The 24,352-nt window shown below is 43.8% G+C and carries 20 protein-coding genes; 2 read left to right on the top strand and 18 right to left on the bottom strand.

The window, feature by feature from the left end; all coding sequences use genetic code 11:
• Positions 1-13: 13 nt before the first annotated feature.
• The gene (locus OQY15_RS10330; protein WP_265791169.1) at positions 14-946 is read right to left on the bottom strand and encodes a helix-turn-helix domain-containing protein; all 933 of its coding nucleotides are present in this window, start codon (positions 944-946) and stop codon (positions 14-16) included.
• A gap of 88 nt (positions 947-1,034) precedes the next feature.
• On the opposite strand from OQY15_RS10330, the gene OQY15_RS10325 reads away from it, so the two are divergent.
• On the top strand, positions 1,035-1,331 hold the full coding sequence (locus tag OQY15_RS10325; protein WP_265791162.1) for a Dabb family protein: 297 nt from the start codon (positions 1,035-1,037) through the stop codon (positions 1,329-1,331).
• 96 nt (positions 1,332-1,427) lie between these two features.
• A complete protein-coding gene (locus OQY15_RS10320) occupies positions 1,428-1,748 on the top strand; it encodes a hypothetical protein (RefSeq protein ID WP_265791160.1) in 321 nt (106 codons plus the stop codon).
• On the opposite strand, the gene OQY15_RS10315 is transcribed toward OQY15_RS10320, so the two are convergent.
• The 17 genes from OQY15_RS10315 to OQY15_RS10235 all read right to left on the bottom strand — a co-directional run bounded on the left by OQY15_RS10315 (position 1,745) and on the right by OQY15_RS10235 (position 24,351).
• Positions 1,745-4,216 carry a glycoside hydrolase family 95 protein gene (locus OQY15_RS10315; RefSeq protein WP_265791159.1) on the bottom strand — a complete coding sequence of 824 codons (2,472 nt, stop codon included), beginning with the start codon at positions 4,214-4,216 and terminating at the stop codon, positions 1,745-1,747. The genes OQY15_RS10320 and OQY15_RS10315 overlap by 4 nt on opposite strands.
• A gap of 82 nt (positions 4,217-4,298) precedes the next feature.
• The gene (locus OQY15_RS10310; RefSeq protein WP_265791156.1) at positions 4,299-4,565 is read right to left on the bottom strand and encodes a helix-turn-helix transcriptional regulator; all 267 of its coding nucleotides are present in this window, start codon (positions 4,563-4,565) and stop codon (positions 4,299-4,301) included.
• A gap of 91 nt (positions 4,566-4,656) precedes the next feature.
• Positions 4,657-5,889, bottom strand: a complete 1,233-nt coding sequence (locus OQY15_RS10305; protein WP_265791153.1) for an MFS transporter — start codon at positions 5,887-5,889, stop codon at positions 4,657-4,659.
• A gap of 86 nt (positions 5,890-5,975) precedes the next feature.
• A complete protein-coding gene (locus OQY15_RS10300; protein ID WP_265791150.1) occupies positions 5,976-7,505 on the bottom strand; it encodes a glycosyl hydrolase family 28 protein in 1,530 nt (509 codons plus the stop codon).
• 35 nt (positions 7,506-7,540) lie between these two features.
• Positions 7,541-8,368 carry a formyltetrahydrofolate deformylase gene (gene purU / locus OQY15_RS10295; protein WP_265791148.1) on the bottom strand — a complete coding sequence of 276 codons (828 nt, stop codon included), beginning with the start codon at positions 8,366-8,368 and terminating at the stop codon, positions 7,541-7,543.
• A gap of 30 nt (positions 8,369-8,398) precedes the next feature.
• Positions 8,399-9,460, bottom strand: a complete 1,062-nt coding sequence (locus tag OQY15_RS10290) for an endonuclease/exonuclease/phosphatase family protein (RefSeq protein ID WP_265791142.1) — start codon at positions 9,458-9,460, stop codon at positions 8,399-8,401.
• 123 nt (positions 9,461-9,583) lie between these two features.
• Positions 9,584-10,465, bottom strand: a complete 882-nt coding sequence (locus tag OQY15_RS10285; RefSeq protein ID WP_265791138.1) for an alpha/beta hydrolase — start codon at positions 10,463-10,465, stop codon at positions 9,584-9,586.
• Between the two features lie 167 nt (positions 10,466-10,632).
• Positions 10,633-11,409, bottom strand: coding sequence for an SDR family NAD(P)-dependent oxidoreductase (locus OQY15_RS10280; protein WP_265791135.1), 777 nt, complete (start codon positions 11,407-11,409; stop codon positions 10,633-10,635).
• 97 nt (positions 11,410-11,506) lie between these two features.
• Positions 11,507-13,510 carry a sialate O-acetylesterase gene (locus OQY15_RS10275; protein ID WP_265791133.1) on the bottom strand — a complete coding sequence of 668 codons (2,004 nt, stop codon included), beginning with the start codon at positions 13,508-13,510 and terminating at the stop codon, positions 11,507-11,509.
• Positions 13,511-13,587: 77 nt separating this feature from the next.
• The gene (locus tag OQY15_RS10270) at positions 13,588-14,088 is read right to left on the bottom strand and encodes a hypothetical protein (protein WP_265791131.1); all 501 of its coding nucleotides are present in this window, start codon (positions 14,086-14,088) and stop codon (positions 13,588-13,590) included.
• Complete coding sequence (locus OQY15_RS10265; protein ID WP_265791129.1) at positions 14,075-15,337, bottom strand: hypothetical protein; 1,263 nt, start codon at positions 15,335-15,337, stop codon at positions 14,075-14,077. Before OQY15_RS10265 ends, OQY15_RS10270 begins: the two co-directional genes overlap by 14 nt.
• Positions 15,338-15,349: 12 nt before the next feature.
• Positions 15,350-16,627, bottom strand: coding sequence for a condensation domain-containing protein (locus OQY15_RS10260; protein ID WP_265791126.1), 1,278 nt, complete (start codon positions 16,625-16,627; stop codon positions 15,350-15,352).
• Positions 16,627-17,823: a nucleotide disphospho-sugar-binding domain-containing protein gene (locus OQY15_RS10255; protein WP_265791123.1), complete on the bottom strand. Its 1,197-nt coding sequence runs from the start codon at positions 17,821-17,823 to the stop codon at positions 16,627-16,629. Before OQY15_RS10255 ends, OQY15_RS10260 begins: the two co-directional genes overlap by 1 nt.
• Positions 17,816-19,036, bottom strand: a complete 1,221-nt coding sequence (locus tag OQY15_RS10250) for a nucleotide disphospho-sugar-binding domain-containing protein (protein ID WP_265791121.1) — start codon at positions 19,034-19,036, stop codon at positions 17,816-17,818. The genes OQY15_RS10255 and OQY15_RS10250 overlap by 8 nt, the downstream gene beginning before the upstream one ends.
• 10 nt (positions 19,037-19,046) lie before the next feature.
• Positions 19,047-19,814, bottom strand: coding sequence for an alpha/beta hydrolase (locus OQY15_RS10245; RefSeq protein ID WP_265791109.1), 768 nt, complete (start codon positions 19,812-19,814; stop codon positions 19,047-19,049).
• Positions 19,805-20,104 (bottom strand): acyl carrier protein, encoded by a 300-nt coding sequence (locus OQY15_RS10240; protein ID WP_265791104.1) that lies wholly within the window; start codon positions 20,102-20,104, stop codon positions 19,805-19,807. The genes OQY15_RS10245 and OQY15_RS10240 overlap by 10 nt, the downstream gene beginning before the upstream one ends.
• Complete coding sequence (locus tag OQY15_RS10235) at positions 20,092-24,351, bottom strand: beta-ketoacyl synthase N-terminal-like domain-containing protein (protein ID WP_265791101.1); 4,260 nt, start codon at positions 24,349-24,351, stop codon at positions 20,092-20,094. The genes OQY15_RS10240 and OQY15_RS10235 overlap by 13 nt, the downstream gene beginning before the upstream one ends.
• Position 24,352 lies beyond the last annotated feature (1 nt).

The raw sequence follows: 24,352 nt of genomic DNA, 5'->3' as shown, positions 1-24,352 counted from the left end.
CGCAAGAACTATACTAGCCAACATAGAACTTTTCCCTGTATTCACTTGGGGTCATACCTACTGTTTTTCTGAACACCTTCCTGAAAGCTTTCGGGTCATTATAACCCGACTTGTAGATCACCTCTGTCATCTGTTCTACAGTTTGTTCCAATAGTTTTTTTGCGGCTTCGATGCGAGTTTGCTGAAGATATTCAATAGGAGTAATTCCTGTAACCTGTTTAAACCGGCGTACAATATTTCTCCTGCTTGCAGGAATATCCTTGATCATTTCCTCAATGGTACCCGTATTGTGGTAAGCAGTTTCTATTTTTTGCTGTGCCATCGCTACCAGGTCGTCGCTGTGGTTTCTGGAAATATGAAATGTACTGAAATACGATTGCCGCTGCCTGTCCATATCAATAGCAAATAACTTGGCAATTCTTACTGCCACCTCTTTTCCGCAATGCAGCTGAATCAGGAACAGCATGAGGTGAAAACTTGACGTGGCTCCTCCGCTGGTATACAGTCTTCCGTCCTGTGTAACCGTTTTTTCGGCTTCCAGTTTTACCGCAGGAAAGATACTGCTGAAAGCCTTACACGCATCTACATGGGTAGTGGCAGCCTTTCCATTCAGCAAGCCCGTAGCACCAAGCAGGAAGGCCCCGGTACAAAAGCTTGCCAGACCAGCACCTGTCTGATACTGTTGACGCAGCCACATGATCGCCGCATGGTTATCATGAATAGCACCTGATATATCTTCATTCAGGAAAGAAGGAATCAGGATCAGGTCTTGCTTCTCTGCTATACTGATCTTCACAGGCTGGTAACCTGGAAAAGCTAAAGTATACTCAGCATTTTTAGCTGTATCATCGTAGAATAAGGTAATCTGAAAAGGTGCATCCTGACCTTCATCAAAATAGATCCCATTTACCGTTTCAAATACATCCAATATAGCTGCAACACTCAATAATCTATACCGATTTGTTAAAAGGAGCCCCAGGTTTATCATTTGGTTTGGTTTTAATACCTAAATTTGCAAAAAAAACAAATATCATATGCTATCTCACCACGTTTTATTTTGGTTAAAAGCCGATACAACCGAAGATCAGAAGGCCGCTTTCAGAAAAGGGCTTGAATCACTCGAGAAAATTGAAACCGTTACAAACTTCCATGTAGGAACTCCCGCGCCTATTGAAAGGGCAGTAGTGGATATTACTTATACTTTTTCATTGGTACTGTTCTTTGAAGATCTTGCCGGTCATGATGTGTACCAGGTTCATGAGCTGCACAAAGCCTTTTTAGAAGAGTTCAGAATTTTATTTGAAAAGGTAGTGATCTACGATGCACAATAATTAAAATGACGCAGGGTGAAGATAAAAACACCCTGCTTTATTTGGAACTATTCTAAATAATTAGATATTTGTAATTATATCTAACATTTAGACCCTATGTGCAAACCAACTGTCATCGCCCGAAAAGGAAATATTGCTGTCACGCAATGTGTAAATTGCAAAATGGTAAATATATGGAATAAGGCTGTGCTGATCAGCTTCACCTTCAGCCAGTTTAGTTCTTTTGTAGATCTCACGAATGATCTTGATTTTGACGACTATCTGGAGACTTCACCTGACGGACTGGAAATTGTTGTACTGGCTACCCCATATCCAGACATCAGCCTGGTCTTCACGAGGGTGGAATGGCACAACTTTTTTGCCGCACTTGCTGAAGCTACCTATATGCAGGAGATCTACCGCATGGTCCACTCTTAAACTTTTAGCAGCTGATAAGATTTTCCTTTCAGCGTCTTAAAAGACAGCACATAACCATCCGCTGTTTTGCTTGATACAACGGCTGTACCACTGAGTTTTAAAGGCAATGCTGAATGAATGACGCAGTCTGATCCCAGCAGTGATCTGATGAGGGCAGTATTGAGTTTCCCGTCTTTCCATTTTATATTTACCTCAAAGCCCCCTCTCGCCCTGAGACCTGTAATACTGCCATTAGTCCATACTTTTGGCAAAGCAGGAAGCAGATCAATATAACCCAGGTGGCTTTGCAAAAGCATTTCCGCCATTCCGGCTGTACCTGCAAAGTTGCCATCGATCTGGAAAGGTGGGTGTGCGTCAAAAAAGTTCGGGTATGTTCCGCCGACTCTCGATTTACCGCCATTCGGCTCCACGTAATTCATCAGGTCACGGATCAGTTTGTATGCATGATCACCATCTCTTAATCTTGCCCACCAGTTAATCTTCCAGGCTTTGCTCCAACCTGTGCCCTCGTCACCACGCAGCTCAAGCGTTTTTTTGGCAGCGTTAAAGAATTCAGGATTTAACGAAGAAATCTCCGTACCAGGATATAAGCCGTACATATGAGAAATATGCCGGTGATGCATATCAGTTTCCTCAAAGTCTTTATACCATTCCAGCAGCTGTCCTTTACTGCCAATCCTTAATGGAAACAGCTTTCCTCTTTTTGATGCTAAAGTATCCCTGAATGCTTTGTCAATACCCAGCTTCTCTGATGCTGCGATCACATTGCTGAACAAGTCCCGGATAATCGACATATCCATTGTTGTCGCTATTGAAACACCCTGCTCCTGCCCCTTGCTGTCTTTAAACAGGTTTTCAGGAGATGTAGATGGTGCCGTAACCAGATAACCATTTTTGTCTTCAACTAGCCAGTCAAGTGTAAACTCTGCTGCACCTTTCATCAATGGATAAGCTTTTTTCTCCAGGAATTGCTTGTCCCCGGTATAGAGGTAATGTTCGTAAAGATGCCTTGTCAGCCAATTACCACCCATTGCCCAGTTTGCCCACACCGGATCACCCTGTCCCTTATCCCCCACTGCATTACTGATTGCCCAGAGATCTGAATTATGATGCGCTACCCATCCGCCAGCCCCATAGAATTCCCTGGCTGTAACTTTACCAGTCTCAGACAGACCTTTCAGCCAGCTAAGCAGCGGTTCATGCATCTCGGAAAGATTAGTGACCTCTGCAGGCCAGTAATTCATCTGCGTGTTAATATTAATGGTATAGTTAGAACTCCATGGTGCACGAAGTTCTTTATTCCAGATGCCCTGCAAATTTGCCGGCGGACCTCCCGGACGCGAAGAGGAAATCAAGAGATATCTTCCATACTGGAAATACAAGGTTTCGAGCGAAGGGTCAGGTGCACCTTTAGCATATACTTTCAGACGCTCATCAGCAGGAATTAACTGCAGCGGGCTGTGATCTTTGCCATCGGTTACCTGGAAAGCAACGCGGTTAAAATATTTACGATAATCAAGTAGATGCGTGTTTAACAACTGGGGATATGTCTTCTTCAGCGCTTTGCTCATGAGGCTTGCTGCCAGCTTATTCTCATCTTTACCTTCCCTGTCGGGGCAGCGGTCATAACCATTGAAACTTGTAGCAGCTACCACGTATAATAAAACTTCACTGGCATTTTTAACCCGAATAAGGCTATCCTCTATTGAAATTGTTCCTCCGGTATGTTCTGCATGGACACGATATTGAAAGCGCATACCATTACAGCCCGTTGTATCTCCATAGGTAACAGGCTCAACTCCCTTGGGATTATAGTAGGTTGGGTTAACATTGACCGGAGCCTTCCCCGACAGGATGATTTCATTATTACCCGTAGATGATACTTTATATTGCAGCAAGCTTTTCGCAGCGATATTTAATGTTAATGCCCCCTTTTTGCTGGAACTGAGCCGCAGCAACATCACATTATCCGGAGCTGAAATAAAGATTTCACGCTTATAATTTACGCCATTTACAGTAAAACTGGTATGTGAAACTGCATCCTCAAGATTCAAGTCACGATAGTAAGCTGAGGGTTTTGCACCATTAAACTCCTGCCTGATGATAAGATCTCCCATTGGCAGATACGACTGCGAGTAAAGCCCCTGCATTTTCCTGGTCAACTGATTTGCCTCAGTAAAATTTTCATCCTGCAACAGCGCCTTGCGCACTAGGGGCAGGTATGAACTGGCTTCAGGGTTGACATTACCCTTCACCGGACCACCGCTCCATAGCGTACTCTCATTGAGCTGCAGCAATTCTTCTTCTACACCTCCAAAAACCATCGACCCCATCTTCCCATTTCCTAAAGGCAAGGCCTCCACCCATTCCGAAGAAGGTTTATTGTACCATAGTTTTAAAGCTGAATTCTGCTGAGAAAAAGAACAATAGCTCACAATCGTTAATAAGCCGGTTAAAAAAATCTTCATACTGATGCTGCGAATACTGATATTGGGTTAGGAGCATAGTTAGACAATATTTTCTTTAAACAGAAATAGATTCCTGATGCAATCAGCTATATATATCCTTTTTTTCGGTGACACAGTCTTCAGGGAGGAAATATCTGGGGGATAGATCAAAATACTCAGCCAGCCTGCTGATATGCTTCAGGTTATATTTGGCCGGGTTTCGTGCATTCTCCACATTTCCGACAAAAGAAGAACTGGTATTAAGGATCTTGGCCAGATCCTGCTGCCTCATTCTTTTATTCCTTCTTAATTTTCTAACAATATCGATCACATGTTGCTCAATAGGATCAATTCTTAAAGTCGCTTTCATTTCCAAATCAATAATGACGGTTATTATTCCTTACAAACAATAATACAACGTACAGGAGTATGATTTAAATATAAGCTATTTAAAAAAGAAATTATTTAGCAAGTTGTTTGCTTTCTCTGTTAGCCTTAAAGATGAAATACATAACCAGCAACGATAGGAAAATCAAAATGGAATAACTGTAGCTCAGGTTAAGTTCGTCCTTTGCAGGCACAAAATAGATAATACCATAACTGAGGAAAGATACAATTACATAATTGATTCCGCCTGTGAGACCACCTGCTATACCCGCGTTTTTGGGAAACTGACTGAGGCAAAAAGTAAAATAGTTATTGAAAGTAAATCCTGCTCCTACATGGATGATGAAAGCGAAAAAGATTAAGGTATATAAATTTTCAATAAAGCTGGTACTGATGATCATGGCGATTACAAACAAAACCTGAACACCTAGATTCACTGCTACTCTTTTAAAAAACGGCCTGTTAATGGTTGCCTTTCCGATAAAGCCACCTGTCATCCAGGCGAAGCCAAGCACAAGGGAACTGTAACCGGCAATTACAGGGCTCAGATGAAGCTGATGCTCAATAATAAAAGGACCTGTCATGTTATAAACCATAACCATGCAATAGGCTAGTCCGAGCATCACTATACCTAAGGTGAAATTGGCCGTTTTAACCATTGCAACATAGATCTTTGTGATAGAGGTCAAATTAAATTCTGTAGCATGTTTAAGCGTTTCGCCACTGAAGATAAATTCCAGCAAGGCCAGAACAAGTGCCAGTCCGGCCAAAAAATAAAAGCTGGATTCCCATCCAAAAGCATTTTGAAGGTAACCACCAATGAAAGGTGCTACGATTGGTCCTGTAGACCAGATAATCGAAAACAAACTCAGATAATGTTTCAGCTTATCGCCAGTAAAAAGATCTACAAAATAAGCCCTTTTAGCTACTACTATCGCCCCCACGGTAAAACCATGGATGATTCTCATCAGGTAGATCAGATAAATCTGATGGGTAACTGCAATCACCACACTTGCTGCAGCGAAGATAAGCAAGGAAACCAGACTTATCCTGTATCTGCCAAAGCTATCCAGGATACTGCCGACAAAAAGCTGAGAAACTCCGTAGCTGATCAGAAAAAACGTTAATGTCAGCTGAACCTGGATTTCACTAACCTGCATGACGGCCGACATGGTTGGTAAAGAGGGAATATAAATATCTGTGGCAAAGCCGGATAATGGGAGAAGTGCAAAGGCCAGAACAGTGGATATACCCTGATGTTTTTCCTGTACTGGTTTTGCGCGCTTAGAATAGGTAATCGTAGTCATTTTGCGCAAGGTACATAATATTCCCCCCTGTGATGGTCAGGCAGCAGGTTTAGGAGCAAAATATTACGCCCGCCAAACATTGAATTCTATTGATACCTGATATCGTCTTTGGTTGGAGAATGGGTTTTAATTTTATGAAGAGAACTATCACTAACCTTATTCAGCAGGATGACGGGCTTGCTTTCCGTTTTACCAATCTCCACATTCTTCATGTTCAGTTTTTTTACGTCATCAAAAATAACTGCAGTACGGAAATCACTATTCTGAGAACTCAGTTTGATGTTATTCATCGTGATCCCTACAGCATGACGGGTATAAAATCCCCAGGCCGGTAATTCGCCGAACATAGAGAACTCAGGATAATCTCTGATTTTCTCCGGCACCTGCTCCAGTGAGTCTATGCCAAAAGCAGCCCGCTTTGCCAAAGCCCCACCCTCATAAATAATTTCGATATTGTTCAGCGTTACATCTTCTACGGGATGTCCCGGAATACCGGTGATAGACGAAGGAAAGACATTATGGGGATAGCGTACTTCTGGTCCATCCCAGGAATAACCAGCATCAGGTTTTCCCGCCGGCACTTCTACCTTTACATCACTGATATAAACTCCCCTTAAATATCCTGGCGCAACGTTTTCACGACGTTTACCAAGGCGAATAAATATTGCGTTTCCGGTATTCCTGGCTACTACATTACGGATATCAATATTCTCAATATTGCCGCCGTCAACAGTTTCTATGGCAATCGCAGAACGGAACGTATCGTATATTTCAAGGTTACGCACTTTCACATTTTTGAAATATCCACGCGAAGCAGTACCCATTTTAAAGCCGCTGGCACTTGAGCGCAGCTTGCAATTGGCAATATAAATATTCTCGCATCCACTGCTGGCATCAGAAGATTTCAAACAAATACCATCATCTGCTACATTTACAGCGCAATTAGTAATCCTCACATTTTTACTATCTGTGATATCGATCCCGTCATTGTTGAGGAAGGTATTGCTTTCTACGGTGATACTGTCAATCACGATATCCGAACAGCCCCTGTAATCCTGTATCCAGCATAAACCATCCCTGATAGTGATATTTTTCACTACGATGTTTTGGCAACTGATCAGATCAATCAGATGTGGACGGTTGTGTTCTGCAGGCCGCATCTGGTGCCAGTCGTTATACTCTTTCCACTCTGCATCTTCAAGTGTGCCTGCATTTAACATGCGATAGATATCTTCGAGCAGGGGTTTGGCCTGACCATCAATCGTCCCCTTACCAGTGATCGAAATATGATGAACATTGTTACCAACAATCAGTGCTGAAGCCTTTTTGCCTCCATAATCTGATCTTTTTGTTGTTGCCATCAACCTTGCATTCAAGGCCAGGTTGAGGACTACATTTGATTTTAAATGAAGTACACCAGTCACGAAATCTCCTGCCGGTACGATCACAATACCCCCACCATTTTTTTCGGCCTCATCTATCGCTTTCTGAATGGCGGTGGTATTGTTCGTTTTTCCATCGGCTAATGCACCATATTGAACGATGGAGTATGTTTTTTTCTGAGCAAAAGTGCTGATATTAAAAATCAAAAGCAGAGCGAACAACCGTAAATGCATATCTTCAAATTATTTAAGGAAGATACAAAAATCTGTTACTCAAATACAACAGTTTTATTCTTGTAAACAAAGACACGGTCTTCAAACACCATCCTCAGGGCTTTGGCGAGTACAGAGGTTTCAATTTCCTTTCCTGCCTTCATCATATCTGCAGCCGTCAGTGAATGGTTTACGGGTATAATTTGCTGAGCAATAATCGGTCCTTCATCAAGGTCATTTGTGACGAAATGAGCAGTTGCGCCGATGAGCTTCACTCCCCTCTCAAACGCTTGTTTGTAGGGATTTGCCCCAATAAAAGCAGGTAAGAAAGAATGATGGATATTGATGATTTTTGTGGGGAACAGGGCAACAAAATCCGGCGATAGGATCCTCATAAATTTTGCCAGCACGATATAGTCGGGCTCATACGAACTGATAATACTGCTTATTTCCTGCTCAAAATCCGATTTGTTTTTTTGTTCATGTGATACCGCAAAGAAAGGAACATCAAAGCGTTTACAAATGTCGCCAAGATGACCGTGATTTCCGATTACACCTAAAACGGTTGCTCCAAGTGTTCCAAAGTAATTCCTGATCAGGATGTCGGTCAGGCAATGGTACTCCTTTGTTACCAGTACTACAATTCGCTTATGGGGAAGCGGGTTGATGGTAATCATCGCATCAGAGGGCAATACCCCCAGTAATTTTTCGTGCAGAATCTCTTCATCGGTAGTTTGGTCAACCTGTAATCGCACGTAAAAGCGATTCGATTGTACATCAACATGCTCCCGCATCGATACAATGTTGAGCTGGTGTGCCGATAAAACATTTGATATAGCGGCAACAAGCCCGATATCATCTTTACAATGGATAACGATAATCATGGACTGAAGTTAAATGTTTCAGCCGATTTTTTAAGCTGTATCTGCATTTACTTTTTCCCTGAACAATTCAAGATCCTCCTGCTCAGCTTCCGGTATATCATTTTTCGATATGGAACTGCGATCATATTGCAAATTAATACACATAGGAAAATGATCAGAGCCACAGCTATTCATTCTTTTAATTGATGTCAGCGTGAAATCAGCAGAACAGAACACATGATCCAGCGGAAAGCGTAAAAAGAAATATTTAGCATTGAAACTGTTGAAGAAACCTCTTCCCTTTCTGGGGTCAAGCAGTTCACTTATTTTAGAAAATAGTTCCGTCGTATAACTCCAGGCCACATCATTCAGATCGCCAATTACAATGGCAGGGTATCTACTTTCCTTTGCTTTTTTTGCAACCAGCAGGATCTCTTTGTCCCGTTCGGTTGATTGCGGACTTTCCTGTGGCACAGGTGGTCTGGGATGCAGGCAAAATAATTTTACCAGTTCACCAGAAGGCAACTTCACTTCCGTTTCAATAGAAGGTATATCATCTTCCACCAGGTACTTTACGCTGCCATCTACCAGTTCCAGTCTGGAATAAAGTAACATGCCATAAGTGTTTTCCAGCGGGATCTTTATCTGATGAGGATACTCAGCTCCGATACTGTCCATCTTATCCTGCCACCACTGGTTTGTCTCGACCATCAGTACTACATCGGGACTGCAGCTTTTGATCAGCTGATGATAATCTGCATATTTCTTATTGTCCTGAAAGACATTTGCAATCAGCAGTTGTATGTTATGTTTGCCGACTGGCCGGGTGCTTTGAACAATCTGTTTTTTAGCGAGAACAGTGAAAGGAAAAATCTGCCAGCCAAGGTAAACGAGGTTCAGGGAAAGAAGAGCAATCAGCGTAAAATCTGCAACACTTTGAATAGGAAAAAGAATTACATACAAAACGAGGATGAAAACGTTTAGCGTGAGCTTTTGTAATCTTGGATATTCAAATACTCTGAAAATCCAATAGTCATGCCTGATCAGGGGAATCAGTGAGGCTAAAATTATAAATAAACCTGAATAATAAAGAACGTTCTGAAAAGTTTCCATCGTTAGAAATACATAGCATTAAAGTAGCGGACTAAATAAGAGTCACAACATCTATTCAGTTGTTGCGTTGACAATAATCAAACCAAACTTAGATAAATAAAGACGTATTCGTTGATTTAACGATTAGTTGTTGCCGAATTCACTGATAAATGAGAGCAGACTTTTACTTAGGTCTGAAATCTGATCCTGACGCAATGTTTTGAGCCCATGCCCCTGTCCGGAATAAACAACCATATGATGGGGAATACTATGCCTCTTTAGCGCTTTATCAAGTATCAAGGCCTGCTTCAATGGCACAGTTTGATCCTGATCACCGTGAATCGTAAAAGTTGGCACAGCTTGCGCATCAATGTATTTCACAGGAGAATACAATTCTGTGAAACTAATCACTTCTTTTTTCTGGTTTTCAATATCCATACCTGAGAAAGTCGCGAGTCTGGATTGTCGCAGGTTGTATTTCCGTGTTAAAAATATTCTTGCCAATCCCAATTTAAAATTACCCAGATTGGGTTTAAAGAGCATATTGAGGTCTACCGGACCATAATTATTAAAAACATAGTTCACTTTTGAACTGTAAGCTTTCAACTCATCTGCACCATAAAAATCCTGATCTTCAGAATAAGCCAGTAACATCGCCATATGTGCACCTGCTGAAGTTCCCCATAGGCCTATCCTGTTAATATCAAAGCGATATAATTCTGAATTTTTATACACCCATCGCAATGCATCTTTGCAATCGATCACTGGTGACGGAAAATGGATGTGTTCGAGATCTGTCAGACGGTAATCGATACTTACCACCGCAAAACCTTTATCTAAGAGATCATTGAGTAAAGTAGCCCGGTAATCCTGATGAATTTCCGACTTATCGCCGGAAGCCCAGCCTCCGCCATGAATAAAGATCACAACCGGTGCTCTATTTTCCGTTCTGGACTGAGGCTGATAAATATCCAGCTTCAATTCCCTATTGACAAGACGCTTGTATGTAATATCTAAAAGCTTCACGGTTTGCATTTTGGTGTAAAAGACTTCAAAATTAAGTCCAACTCCGGCAATTTATCTGATCATGATCAGAAGTCTGGTAATATCTGTGTAATATAAATGGGGGCACCAAAAAAAAAGGAGGCCCTTCCAATTGGAAAGGCCTCCATAAATATTCACACACCGTTGTACTATAATCCAAAACCACCGTCAACGGCGATGGCCTGACCAGTAACGTGTACCGCCGAAGCAAGATAGACTACTAAAGCACCCATATCTTCCGGCGTCTGTGCTTCACCCTGCGGCAGAAGACTTTCCTGATTTCTTTCCCATGACTGCTCTTCGGTTTCTCCCTCTTTAGCAAATGCTTTAGCCAAGCCCTTGTCGCCTCTCCACATTCCTGTACCTACAATTCCCGGGCATAATGCATTTACTGTAATCCCCTCCTTGGCAACTTCTTTTGCCAGCGAATTTGTGAATCCAATTACGGCAAATTTTGATGCACTGTATGCAGAAACATCAGACATCCCTGTTTTGCCTAAAATTGATGAAACATTGATGATCGCTCCTGATTTTTTTGGCAACATCACTTCCAACTCAGCTTTACTGGCTAAAAATACGCCTTTGGCATTAACATCCATCACCTGATCCCACTGCTCAGGTGTCATATCGATTACTTTATGGATACCCAATACCCCTGCATTATTCACTGCGATATCAAGTGTTCCAAAGTCTGATGCAACTGCTTGTACCGTTCTTCTCACAGTATCAAATTGTGTCACATCAACCTGGTAGGTTTTCACTTTTACACCTTCCTGTTCCACAAGCTTTTTTGTTTCTTCCAATACATCAAGTGTGATGTCGGCCAATGCAACTTCAGCTCCGGCCTGTGCCAGACTGATTGCAATGCCCTGACCAATACCTCTCGATGCTCCTGTAACTAACGCAACTTTTCCTTGTAACTTCATGATATAATATTTAAATGTTTAAACTTATATACACTACCTTACCCGGTGTAATTTTGTTTCTCCTTCACTGCAATGTGACACAGGAATAGCATTTGGCCTACCTTCGTACAGGCTTTGCCTTTGTTTTTGCAGCAGTAACATCTGGCCAGTTGTCGGTACGGAAAGGTGATGCTGGCAATCCCTCTTCATTCACTAAATTAGACACCGGATTATCTGCCCAGGCATACCTTACAGCCACGGGATTTGGAACATCAGCGCTAGTAAGTATCACCTGCTTATCTTTGATAACACCCTGTGCCCAGTAGAATTTCTGGTCTGCACCAGCAAGAGCAAAACCTGCGACATTGCTGCCACTCCTGGTTTTTAGACCTCCATCTGCATATTTAAAGTTCAGTGTAACGATATTTCCGCTGATTTGCTGTGAAATTACAGCCGGGCCAGAGAAGGCCGTGTTCTCTTCATAGGTTTTAGCTAAAGCGATGAGCGCGAGACGGCGCCCTACCTCTTGTTTATTTTTAGGGTGAATATCTGTGCCTTCCCCAATGTCTATAGTTACTGCCATCCCTGTGTTGGGTAGTGCCAGCGTTTTCAGCTGTGCGTCTCTCAATTCTGCCCAATTGGAGGCTTCAGGCAGCTCGGAAGTTTTCATGAAGTTGGCAAGCTGCACAAAATAGAAAGGAAATTCTCCGGCGTTCCACTTCTTTCGCCAGTCAGTGATCATTGCCGGGAAAAGCGTACGATACTGATGCGCCCGGTCGGCATTACTTTCTCCCTGGTACCAGATCGCCCCCTTTATCGCAAACTGAATAAAGGGATGTATCATCGCATTATATAAAACCGTGGGCCGGTTGGGATCCTGGCTCGAAGCAGGTGCGGGAGAGATATCCTTAAAATTTAATCCCGGCTTATATTTCCAATCGCCCTCTAAAGCTATTTTTTCTCCCTCTGCCGACTCAAGTGAAAGCGCTTTACTTTCACCATAAATACCGCCACCACCGGTAAGATCGGACACTCTTACAGTGATTACAAAATCGCCGGCCTTTACATTAGCAGCAGGAACAGTATAGGAACGAGTTTCCCCGTAACCTTTTGTTTCTCCAATTTTCAATCCATCAAAATACGTGATATCATCGTCGTCGATGGTGCCCAGGTTCAGCTTCAGCTCCTTACCTGCCCAGCTTGCCGGAATGGTAACTTTTTTGCGAAACCAGACGATCCCATCAAAAGCAGGCAGTGCTGTTTCTTCCCATAATGCGGGCAATGTCATAGTTTTCCAGTCTGTGTCACTATAAGTCGTGGCAGTCCATAATGGTTTCCCTCCCGCAAGGCCGGCATCTTTCGCCAGCACAGTTTTCTGCCAGCTCTCCAAATCCTTTTGGTAATTACGGGTCATTTTATCCTGGTCGGTACGGGCGATTTTGTTTACTGCAGCTGTAAAATAAGGCATACTCTTCAGCGTGCTGCCACTCGTCCATGCTTCTGCAATGGTGCCTCCCCATGAAGTATGGATCAGCCCCACAGGAATACCATTTTTCCTGTAGAGTTCCCTTGCAAAAAAATAAGCAGTAGACGAGAAATCAGCAATGCTTTCAGGACTGCATTCATGCCATCCCCCTCCGGCCACCCTTGCATCAGCTTGTGGCTGGTTGGACGTTTGATGCTCTACCTGCAGCAACCTGATATGCGGATATTTTGCTTCCCCGATTTCCTTTTCATAATCTTTGATCTTTCCCCATCCTGCCAGAGGCATTTCCATATTCGACTGCCCTGAGCAAAGCCAGACCTCACCGATAAGCACATTGTTGAGAATTAACTCTTCGCCATCAGAAATAGTAATTGTATATGGGCCTCCGTACGCAGGCGTAGACATGATTATCTTCCACTTACCCTTCTGATCAGCATTCGCTGTATATTTTTCCGTACTCCATGTAGTGGCAAGTGTCACTGATTTTCCCGGCTCTGTCTGGCCCCATATGGCAGCTTTGGTTTTTTGCTGCAGCACCATATTGTCGCTAAAAACAGCAGGCAATTTTACTTTAGCCTGAACAGTATATCCTATACACATTGCCATGAGGAGCAACGCAGTTTTCAATTTTTCCATATGAATTGTATCTGATCAATTTTAATCAATGTAGACAGCATTAACAAATTTTTCAAAGGGATTATATCTCTCCGGAATCATTGCGCAGAGAGACTTCTTACCTTTCTGATAGCGCCAAAGGTGAAATACATCGCCAAAATTCCTGCCAGCGAGCCCATCAGAACAGACAATAGTCTTCCATCAAAATGATAATTTTCAGGCAGGCTGAGATGGACAGCTAACATACAGCATACTACTGCTGTAAGTGTAACAGTTCCATTGACAGCTGCAGCCCTAAAAATAAGCTTATACTTTGAAGAATCAGCTGGCAGTACCAAAACCTCTCCCCTTTCCTCTGCCAGCGCCATAGCTTTTTTCATGATATCAAAAGTGATCAGCAAGGGCAGCAAAAAAGCCATGGGCAGGATAAATCGTGCATAGCAAAAATTGCCATGGAAAAGAGAAACGGCATTAAGATCCCTGAAGTTAAAATAAGGATAACAGGTATTGAACACCAGGTTTACCAGGGCTGACAGCAACAGGTTTTTACGGGTGAATCTCCTCCAGGTTTCGTATTCCTCCTGATTAAATCGCTGCATAGACTTCTTCTGCCCCCTTCAGTAATAAGCCGAGCAGCGTATCGCGGATTTGTTCTGCTTCTTCCTGCCTCAAAAACCTATCATTTGAACAAAATGTGAAATCCATTCTGCCACGGAAAGTATGAATCAATGCCGTAGTGGGATTTTTCCAGGGAAATGCTACTGTAGGGCTATAGATTGTTTCCAGCTCAAAAGAATCATATTTTTCAGGAATAGTTAACCTGCCCATATTTGAAACTGTGATATCATGTGTGGCCCCGGCGGTTTTTAAATATTTCACAATTCTGTCCGCCGAAAGATATTCACTTAGCAGGAGCGACTCACGACCCTTCAGCGCATCTATTTTTACACGAAGCTGATTACTCAGTAGCTTTGCTTTGACCCAAAAACTTGCCTGACCCTGATCCAGGCTAACTTCTACGGTAGGAGCCATAGCGAACATCATATCATCTTTGATCTCCGGCACATATTTTCTGATATCTACCGGACTAACAGCATTGCCCCTGGCCTGCTCAGCTTTTACCAGCCGGAATGCTTCCAGAAAGGCCACACATAGAACTGCATGTACAGTTGTTCCTGTTCTTTTACATGCCGCAGCAATTGCGTCGGTGCTTTCCCTGGTCAGCTTCCAGTGCAACATATATGGATTTCCTCTGAGCGGTGTTTCGGGACGTGATTTTGTAAACAGAAACCATACTGCCAGCACAGAGAGCAGCCTCACTCTGATCAGTTTGCCAAAAGAATATTTTTCAGAAAGTAATTCCTGTACCGAGTTAAAGGGAGCATATGGCTCAAGTTCTTTTTCAGGATGATCGATCAGTAACAACAATTCTTCCATGAGTGTCAGTATGCTTCTTCCATCACATATACAATGCGGACAAACCAGCATCAGCTCGGAAACATCTTTTCCCTGCAACCAAACGACCCTGGCCATAGGAGCGTTGCGATCATTGAATAATTTAATCCATTCTGTCTTCGATTCTGCTTCCCAGTGATTGTCGCCCTTTCTTACCACTACACGTACGGGAATTGGAAGGATGTCTTTCGCAGAAACAAAATATGGCCCTCCTCTTCCTGAATCTTTGATCAGGGAACGTAACAATGGATGTTTCTTCTGGATTTTGCCCAATGCTGTATGTAAACTATCGGCCAAGATCGATCCGCGGATTTTAGCGGTAAAGACGCAATTGAGAGAGGTAGATGCATTGATATACATGATCCTTTCCCCGGTTATCATTTTCCTTTTCATCTTTGGACAGGATTAATTGCTGAGAGGACCATAATGTATAGCTTCAATGATTTTTTCTATTCTATCTTTAATGGCCAGCGCTTCTTCATAGGGAAGAAAGCCTTCGCTTCCGATAAACGTTAAATCCATTTGTCCTCTGAAGGTTGAGGCTACAAATCCGGTGGTTTTACCCAGTGGTCCTACTGCCGAAGGACTGTAAATTGTTTCCAGTTCAAAATTTTCATATTGGTGCCTGATGCTGATCTTTCCCAGGTTAGAAAAAAGACAATCGTTGGCAGGCTTACTGTATTTGAGAAAATCACTGAGGTTCTCCAGTGAAGAGTGAGATTCTTCCATCTGCATGATCATTTCGTAAGGTTTAAGTTCCGCGGTTTTTTTAGTTATATCTTCCTGCATTCTTTTTGCATCGACAATAAAATCGGGTTCATCGCTTGCAGAAATAATCACCATGGTTACAAAAGCGAAGATATTCTCCTCTTTGATCTGGGGAATGTACTTCCTGATATCTACAGGACAAACAATTTTATTGTGAAACTCTTTATTGCCCCTGATTTCTTTAAAGGCAGTTAATACGGCTTTACATAAAAGCGTGTTGATCGTTGCCCCACTCCTTTTAGAAACCTTCAGCAAATGGTCACTCAGCTTCTGATCCAGCTTCCAGTTGATCATGTAATCACGTTTGCGCTCAGTCAGTCTTTTCCGCAGAGGCATCAGCCAGAGTACCAGCGAAGTGAGTTTCCCGCTAAGTTTTGCTTTCAGCTTTTTCCTGGTATCCCCCAGTACTTCTGAGGGTATAATATCGCTTACACTCAGGATTGGAATTTCTTTCCCGATCTGTGCATCCCCGTCTTCCAGGAGCAGCAGCAGGTCTTCGAGCACAGACATTGCCGAGCGTCCATCACAAACACAATGATGCATCACCAGGATCAGTTCAGAGCATACTGTTCCTCTGATCCACACCACCCTCATGAGTGGTCCTTTGTCCATATCAAAGACGGTCGACCATTCGCGGGTAACCTCAGTCAGCCAGTCATTATCGCTGAATCGGGGCACAATCCTTACAGGGATTGGGTTTGCTTCATCCTCATTTACTACAAACCAGGGCATCTTTTTTTTGTCCCGTTCTATAAAAGCTTTTAAGAAAGGATGCTTTTCCTGTATCCTCTGAAGTGCATGAGTCAGATTGCCAACGGGGATTGTTCCTTTGATCTTAACCGGTACAACGGCATTGAAAGCAGTATCTCCCTTTCCATAGATCATTCTTTCTAAAAAAAACAGTTTCCTTTTCATCAGTTAATGTTGTTATTGATTGCACAGCATTGCTCAAGTAGTTCCACAGCTTTATCATTTCCTCCGGCGGCAATAAAGGTTTCTCTGATCCTTGCCGAAGCTTCTCTGTAAGTGCTGTTTTCCAGCAGTTCAAAAACCGCCTTCCTCATGTCATCAATCTTTAGTCTCTTGTAACGTATTTTAATTCCACAACCTGCGTCTTCTATAAGTTTTGCGGTATGAAAGTGATCGTACGTGATAGGGATGATCAGCATTGGCAGTCCATTCAGGAATGTATCGTTCACTGTATTGAAGCCTCCATGGCAGATAACAGCATCCATCTTTGGCATGAGTGCTGCCTGCGGAACAAAGCCGCTGACAATGAAGTTATCCGGCCATTCTTCAAAAATAGCAGGATCCGTGGCTGCCACAATAGTCAGGGGAGCATCTGCAAAAGCCTGAATGAGTTTGCCGAAAAAATCCTTCCTGATGTCTATCAGCAGCGTACCGAGGGAGACAAACACCAGTGGACCTCGGGCTTTTTCAAGCCGCTGCCAGTCGAATTCCGTATGGTTGGGCCTGCCTTTCACCGGGCCCACAAATCTCATATGAGGTTCAGGATTTTTAACACCGGCAAACTCCGAGGAGGTAAACACCATATTCATCTGCTTTGAATGAACAAGAAGCTGATCATGATACAGCCCAAACTCTTCCTGCAGTCCCCTGAATAACTTCTCATGCCAGGCAAATATTTTTGGGGCAGTCTCCGCCGTGTTACCCATAACCTCGGGTGGTACCGGCGTAGTGGTCACGCAGGGGATACCCTTCATATGGGCACAAAGTGCACCGGCAAAGGTCACGCAGTCGTTGATGATCAGGTCGGGTTTCCAACGGTCCACCGTTCTGCTCAGGCCCCCCATCATGATCCGCGCCATCGGCACATAGGTTTCTTCGAAAGCGATTTTCATTACCTCAGGTGCCGAGCATCCCGGCCCATCATCCTGACGCCGCAGGATCTGCTGCAATTCTTCCAGATGCGGCTGGAGGTCCTCTGCGGGATAAATGTATTCTCCCCCTTCAGGGATATGATGATCGGCAAGCGAAGTAATGCCCAGCCATTTTACCTGGTGTCCTTTTTCAAGTAAACTCGCACCAACACTCAGCGTAGGACTGATATGTCCAAAAAACGGGGGTACAACAAATAGAAATTTATACATATCTGTGAGTGGAAAGTAGAGGTTCATGATGAGATCCGGCAGCCTTTATCAGCAGGTTCGCTGCGGTAGCCGTTCCGCCGGCTGCAACAAAAGATTGACTCAAAGCAGCTGCAGCAGCGCTGTAACCTGGTTGTGTCAAGACCTCATATACGGCTTCTCTGAGGTGTTTTGCCTTAAAACGATTGAAATTTAGACGCATTCCTGCGCCGGTATCCACTACTCTGCCTGCTACATGCGACTGATCATAGGCGATCGGGATCACTACCAGCGGTTTTCCATGGCTGATACTTTCACACACCGTATTGTGCCCGCCATGGCAAACTACTGCATCCAGGTATGGCAATACTTCAAGCTGCGGAATATTGAGCTGCACCAAAAAGTTCTCCGGCCATTGCTCAACTAAAGTAGGTTCACAAATCACCACCACCGTAACCGGAGCTTCTGCAAAAGCTTCAGTAACTTTTTCAAAGAAGGCCTTCTTATGCTCATGGTTAAAAGTTGTTCCAATACTCACAAGAATTCTGGGGCGATCAGTAATCTCATGAAAACGTTGCCAGTCAAAGCCAGTTGTTCCCTCTCTTTTATATATTACGGGGCCGACAAATTTGTAATGCTCAGGCATTTTCGGCTTTCCAAAAAACTCCTGCGAGGTGAAAACGAGATTCAGTAAATCTGAAGATGCAATTGATTTTTCTGCCCTGAGTCCAAGTTCCTTTTGAAGAGCAACGATCTGGTTCTGCTCCCATTCATATACTTTGGGCAGTTCATCCATAATCTGGATAGCGGCGGGGGCTGTTACAGAGGTAACGTAGGGAATACCTAGTTGTACTGCAGCAATGGCCCCAGCAAAAAGTTCATGATCGGTGATCACCAGATCGGGCTTATACTCCCGCAGCCATTCCGAAATTCCCCTATAACAATGCCGGTTGAGGGGGATCAGCACTTCCTCATACAGGAACTTGATACTATCTACGCCATAGACGACTTTCTTAGTAATCACATCCAGATACTGCAGACTTTGCTGCGCTTCACGATCGTCTTCTGTATAACTGATAAGCAGGAGCTGAGCCCCTTTGGGTAACCGGTCTTTCAATGATTCATCTAAACTGATCCAGGCTACTTCATGCCCGGCTTCCAGCAGAGCTGCCCCCACACCCAGTGTAGGGTTTACATGTCCAGTAAGTGGTGGCACAATACAAATAAATCTTGCCATATCTTTGAAATTAAGCTTGTGCCATTTGATTTCTGAAAAATGATTCCATCATGTTCCCTATTTTTTCGGGTTCCTGCAGCGGGATATCATGATCGCCGTTTAAGGCAACCAATGCTGCGTTGCTAATTTTGCCTTTCAGGCTTTCACCTGCCTCCAGGCAGGGTGAATAACATCCGTAAAGAAGCAGCGTCTCCTGTTTAACCTGTGCAATCTCAGCAGCGCTAAAGAAATCTCTTTCGCCCATCACATCCCTTTTAATTGTAGTTTCATGAAACAAGTGTTCATATAACCTGTGCTTGCGGTCAATCAACCTTTTACCCGGTTTGGTTTTGTTTGGGCCGTTGAGATAATTCTCCAGTGATTCCCTGTTATAGGCATCCATCATCATCCGGGTTTTATCATCATTTGGATTCGGCGCATCGATCAGTACCAGTTTTTTAACCCTATGCGGGAAACGCACCGCCATCTTTAAAGATATTAATCCGCCAAAACTGTAGCCGGCCAGATAGGCCGAGGAGATGCTCAGTCTTTCCATCAGATGAGCCACATCATCAGTGAGGCTGTTCAGGTCATAGCCAGTAGTGATCTTTTCGCTCATCCCATGGCTTTTCAGGTCATACATCACCACGTGGAAATGTTTTGCTAAGATCGGGGCGATCCTAAAGTAGTAGACGGAAAGATTGCCCAGCATACCGTGCACAAGCAATATGGTTTCGGATGCGGCAGTATTCAGCTCCTGAATATGCACGTCCCTGTTATTGACACTGATTATTGGCATGTCTCAATAAATTTCACAATCATTCCCAGCTTCAGAGCAATCAGCTGATCGATATCCATGTCTGACAACCAACCGGTAAAATCTATCTTGTCACCAAAGTGTGCTTTGATTTTTTCTGAAAATGCGACGATTTCTATACTATCCATTTCCAGATCTTTATTAAAAGAACTTTCCATTGAAATATCCATTTCTTCAGCAAACTCTTCGCCTATAACCTCTGTAATAAATTGTTTCAGGAGATTAAAAATCTCTTCGTTGTTCAGTTTTCCTGCAGTTACTATTGTGTCCATCCGATGATATAGTTTTTATGTTTGATTGTTTGTATGAAAATGTCGTTGATTCTCAGTTCTTCACCACGAATTTCAGCGATGATATAGGCCTTGGGATTACCTTGCAGACCTTTGCCCAGAAATTTCCCATAAGCTTCCTTTGCCACCCAAAATCGTGTAGCCCATTCATCCTTATCATATTCCTGCAGCAGCTGGCGCTCTTCTTCGGAAAATACCAGCTCATAGAATCCTGGACTCCGTTCTTCGATACGTTCGATGTCGATTCCAACAGCATTACCGTACCGGGCAATTGCCACAGCATCAGTACTTTTATGAGCAATTGAAATATGGATATCATCTGTCATTTTACCACTGAGGTATGGCCGGTGCAATTCATCAGACAGCACATCAAATTGGATCGGATATAAGGATTCCTTTCTCGTCCTGATCAGTAGATTTCTTACCGCATCTTTCACTGCGATCCTGCTGATCATCCATTCCTTTTTCCTGTTAGGCATCAGGGAGTCATAATGCGTTTTCTCCCTCTGCCCGAAATATCGCTTTAAAACAAAATTCCATGAAACTACTCTGCTATAGGCATGATGGAACATAAAGATGCCAGGCGCAATCTCTTCTGAGAGGTAGTTATTTAAGGGTGACATAGATACGCGCCACAGCGGCTCATCAATGCCCATGCGCCTGTTCTGCCAACCGGTAATGACTGCCCAGACCTGCCCCCTCCGTTTCAGCAGGAAATTTGCCGTCGCATATTCCTCGTTTAGTTCGGTCAGCTCACAGGTACATTCAAAATCGCCCTGTTGATCTTTAAGATCAGCATAAAATGCGATTTCCTGGATTTTAACCGGAAAGGCAATGCGGTCAGATGGGAGACTTAGCTGTAGCCACAGACCAAAGAGCTGGCCGGCGTTATCCATTAGTGATCCTTTTCCTGCACCGCCGCTGATGATACCCCTGATGCCTTTGTCTGCCACACTGATCAGCTCTTTTATGCCCTGATAGGCTGGCCCATGAAACATATGCTCTTCATATATCTGTTTCCGGCTGCGCTGTATATTCATTGGCTTTCCGATATCAAAATTCAGTACAGGCGAAGCCGCAACTGAGGTTGCCAGAGTGACTTCTGCTTCGGCATACCGATCCAGGGTGAGGCGCAGTGTCTGCTGATCTTTCCATTCTCCATTAATCGTCTCCCTGAATGGACCTGTTACGTTCATCCATTGAAAAACCTTGATATTCTTTATTTGATGAACACTCTCCCCCGGGGCCTGAGTAGCGGCGGCTTCGGCGAAAAGTTCAAAGATCATAGTCATCGGTATAACTGGGTCCATGTCGTCTATGCAGGTCCATCCTTCAGGTTGTCTCATCAGGCAATGATCAATGAGATAAGGACTGTTTGCCAATGATATATCCAACTTTTTGCTGAAAGAATATCTCACTACTGATGGCTGTACTGCTATAGTGCCGGCTGGTTTCGGAATGCTTACTCTATTTTGAAATGCCTGTAGTAGCTCTGACTGTATTTCTGCCATTTCGGCGATATTCCTGTTAAATACCTGCATCAGAGAATTGCCTGAGTCCTGCAATTCTTTATTTTTATCCGATAAGGCGGGCAATCCTAATTTTTTAAGCTCCGGAAAATCATGAATTAAGGGAAGGCCAAGCTGCAGTTTGACACCCTGACGGTTTATGCCCGCAGGATTTCCGTATCCCATCAGCTTCATATCAACTGCTCTCCCTTCGATAAATAATGCTGCCAGCACACGCTGCAACTGTGCAAGACCTGGACGCAGTGCCGTGCCCGAAGAAACTGTGCTGATATTATAGCCCCGTAAAGTATCATCAATAAATCCAAGTACGCTACCTGTGCCAACTTGTATAAATACTCTTGCTCCTTCTGCATACAGCCTTTCTGTAAGCTCACGAAAACGTACAGGCTTCATCAGATGTGCTACATTGAGTTCTAAAATTGCCTCCGGATCTTCTGGATAAGCTTCAACAGTAGTAGCGGACCATAACGGAATTTCTGCCCTGTTAAACTTGAGACGGCTCATCCCCTTCATGATATCATCCAGCCTGTCCACAATAAAAGGCGAGTGAAAACCGGATTGAAATGGGAGAACCTGATGAAAAATCTGTTGCTTCTTTAAGATGGGCAGCAGCTGATCAAGTGCTGCAGAACTGCCGCAAAGAATAATCTGCTGCGGACAATTATCATTACTCAGGTATAAGTCTTCTATATCTGCAATTATTGGCTGCAGTTCCTTGAGACCTGCACTAATAGCAATAAATTTTGAATCCTTCAACTCATAAGATTCTGGATCAAGGCTATTGAAGAGCTGCATCACAGATGCATTTTCCACCAGTCCGGATGACCTTGAAGCCAGCCATTCGCCCAGACTGTGACCAGCCAGCATATCAGGTTTGATACCTAACTTTTTTAGAGCCTCATCAAGAATGCCACTTTTGTGAAATACTTTTAAAGCATCATTCAGCAATCCATCAGATTTAACAATATTTTCCTGCTGAATATTAAAATATCTGGCTACACTATCTGCTTCCGCAGCTACGAGGCCGTCCAGTCCTGGAAAAATAAATGCAACTTTTCCATCTCCCTGCAAAAGCGGGGCATTGGTAAACCATATATCCTGTTTGTTGCGCCAGGGTTTATCTTTAGCAGCAATCTTAATGGCCTTTATGATCCGGTCCGGAGTTGGATCAAATATGGCAATCCTGTAATTACCTTCGCCCGGAGGCTGATGAATATGTCCGTCAGCATTTTCCAGTGCTTCTAGTAATGCTGCCAGATGAGGCCGGGCCAGTAGCAACAAATGATCAGTTTTAAGATCCTCCTGCGGAGCTGGTGCTATTTCTTCGTGGCCTTCAAGAACTACATGTGCATTGATGCCCCCAAAGCCAAAAGCATTTACCCCCGCCAGTCTGGGTAAACCAGAGTTATGCCAGTCGCGAGCCCGCTGAACTAAGGCAAAGCGGCTTGCGTCCATTTGAGCCAGTGGCACTTCGCAATTTATTGTCGGAGGAATGACCTCATGGTGCAATGCGAGTGCCGTTTTGATTAATCCTGCAATCCCACTTGCGGGCATAGCATGGCCGATATTTGATTTTACTGTTCCAAGTCCTGCTTTAGGCAGAAGGGTATCATTTCCAAAAAATTGCGATAAAGTTTCCAGTTCAGTTTTATCACCCAGAGGCGTCCCTGTACCATGAGCCTCGATATAACCTATGTCAGCGCGATTGGTCCCTGCTTTTTCCCAGGCAAGCTGCATAGCTTTAAGCTGTCCTTTTACTGAGGGGCTCATGACACTTGTACCACTGCCGTCGCTGCTTACCCCGGTACCTTTGATAACCGCATATATCCTGTCGGCCGATGCAATGGCATCTTCCAGCCTCTTTAGCACTACAAAACCACAACCTTCACCGATCAGTAAGCCATCGGCTTGTTCATCAAAAGGTGCAATCTTTCCCTTACGCGACAAAGCACCGAGTTGATTGAAGATACTCCAGAAGGCCGCATTCTGGCCAATATGAACACCGCCGGCTACAACCATATCACAGCGCCCGCTGTTCAGTTCCTGTACAGCATGGTCTACTGCGATCAGCGAACTGGCACAGGCTGCATCCAGGGTGTAGGCTACCCCGCCTAAGTTGAGACGGTTGGCAACCAGAGAAGCAACCAGATTTGGGATGAGACCCATCGCCGTATCAGGTCCAAAACGACCTTTGCGCTGCTGAAACTCTTTCTTCACCTTATCAAGATCAGCGGCATTAAGATCCGGGAGAAGATCTTTCAAAAGATTTACGATCTGCTCTCCTGTCCTCACAATTTCTATGGCTCGTGTTGCACCGGGACCGGCATAGTTACCCTTCCCTATGATGATTCCTGTTTTTTGCAGTGAAAGATTTTTTTCAAAGACCCCTGCATCTTCCAGCGCCCGCTGTACCAAGCTAAGGGTGATCAGGTGATCCGGTTCTGTACCTTCAACTGCCAGTGGCAAGATTCCAAAACGGGCCGCATTGAATTCTATTTCAGGTATAAAGCCACCCCTGTTACAATAAAAACGGTCTACCCCAACAGAAGCGGTATCAAAATGAATCGGGTCGATTCTGTTGTCGGGTACAGTTTGGGTAGAATCTACCTGATTAATAATATTTTGCCAGAAAGTTTCTATATCCCTGGCACCGGGAAAAACGCAGGACATGCCCACTATGGCGACATCGGTCTTTTTCATC

It is taken from the genome of Pedobacter sp. MC2016-15 (assembly GCF_026239695.1).
Lineage (GTDB): Bacteria > Bacteroidota > Bacteroidia > Sphingobacteriales > Sphingobacteriaceae > Pedobacter.
The sequence above is the reverse complement of the archived record's forward strand: the minus strand, read 5'-3'. Positions and strand labels throughout refer to the sequence as shown.

What these genes read in the sequence shown, in the direction of transcription:
- OQY15_RS10325 (WP_265791162.1), top strand. Translation starts at nt 1,035, where the DNA reads ATGCTATCTCACCACGTTTTATTTTGGTTAAAAGCCGATACAACCGAA.
- OQY15_RS10320 (WP_265791160.1), top strand. Translation starts at nt 1,428, where the DNA reads ATGTGCAAACCAACTGTCATCGCCCGAAAAGGAAATATTGCTGTCACG.
- OQY15_RS10315 (WP_265791159.1), bottom strand. Translation starts at nt 4,216, where the DNA reads ATGAAGATTTTTTTAACCGGCTTATTAACGATTGTGAGCTATTGTTCT.
- OQY15_RS10310 (WP_265791156.1), bottom strand. Translation starts at nt 4,565, where the DNA reads ATGAAAGCGACTTTAAGAATTGATCCTATTGAGCAACATGTGATCGAT.
- OQY15_RS10305 (WP_265791153.1), bottom strand. Translation starts at nt 5,889, where the DNA reads ATGACTACGATTACCTATTCTAAGCGCGCAAAACCAGTACAGGAAAAA.
- OQY15_RS10300 (WP_265791150.1), bottom strand. Translation starts at nt 7,505, where the DNA reads ATGCATTTACGGTTGTTCGCTCTGCTTTTGATTTTTAATATCAGCACT.
- purU (WP_265791148.1), bottom strand. Translation starts at nt 8,368, where the DNA reads ATGATTATCGTTATCCATTGTAAAGATGATATCGGGCTTGTTGCCGCT.
- OQY15_RS10290 (WP_265791142.1), bottom strand. Translation starts at nt 9,460, where the DNA reads ATGGAAACTTTTCAGAACGTTCTTTATTATTCAGGTTTATTTATAATT.
- OQY15_RS10280 (WP_265791135.1), bottom strand. Translation starts at nt 11,409, where the DNA reads ATGAAGTTACAAGGAAAAGTTGCGTTAGTTACAGGAGCATCGAGAGGT.
- OQY15_RS10275 (WP_265791133.1), bottom strand. Translation starts at nt 13,510, where the DNA reads ATGGAAAAATTGAAAACTGCGTTGCTCCTCATGGCAATGTGTATAGGA.
- OQY15_RS10270 (WP_265791131.1), bottom strand. Translation starts at nt 14,088, where the DNA reads ATGCAGCGATTTAATCAGGAGGAATACGAAACCTGGAGGAGATTCACC.
- OQY15_RS10265 (WP_265791129.1), bottom strand. Translation starts at nt 15,337, where the DNA reads ATGAAAAGGAAAATGATAACCGGGGAAAGGATCATGTATATCAATGCA.
- OQY15_RS10260 (WP_265791126.1), bottom strand. Translation starts at nt 16,627, where the DNA reads ATGAAAAGGAAACTGTTTTTTTTAGAAAGAATGATCTATGGAAAGGGA.
- OQY15_RS10255 (WP_265791123.1), bottom strand. Translation starts at nt 17,823, where the DNA reads ATGTATAAATTTCTATTTGTTGTACCCCCGTTTTTTGGACATATCAGT.
- OQY15_RS10250 (WP_265791121.1), bottom strand. Translation starts at nt 19,036, where the DNA reads ATGGCAAGATTTATTTGTATTGTGCCACCACTTACTGGACATGTAAAC.
- OQY15_RS10245 (WP_265791109.1), bottom strand. Translation starts at nt 19,814, where the DNA reads ATGCCAATAATCAGTGTCAATAACAGGGACGTGCATATTCAGGAGCTG.
- OQY15_RS10240 (WP_265791104.1), bottom strand. Translation starts at nt 20,104, where the DNA reads ATGGACACAATAGTAACTGCAGGAAAACTGAACAACGAAGAGATTTTT.
- OQY15_RS10235 (WP_265791101.1), bottom strand. Translation starts at nt 24,351, where the DNA reads ATGAAAAAGACCGATGTCGCCATAGTGGGCATGTCCTGCGTTTTTCCC.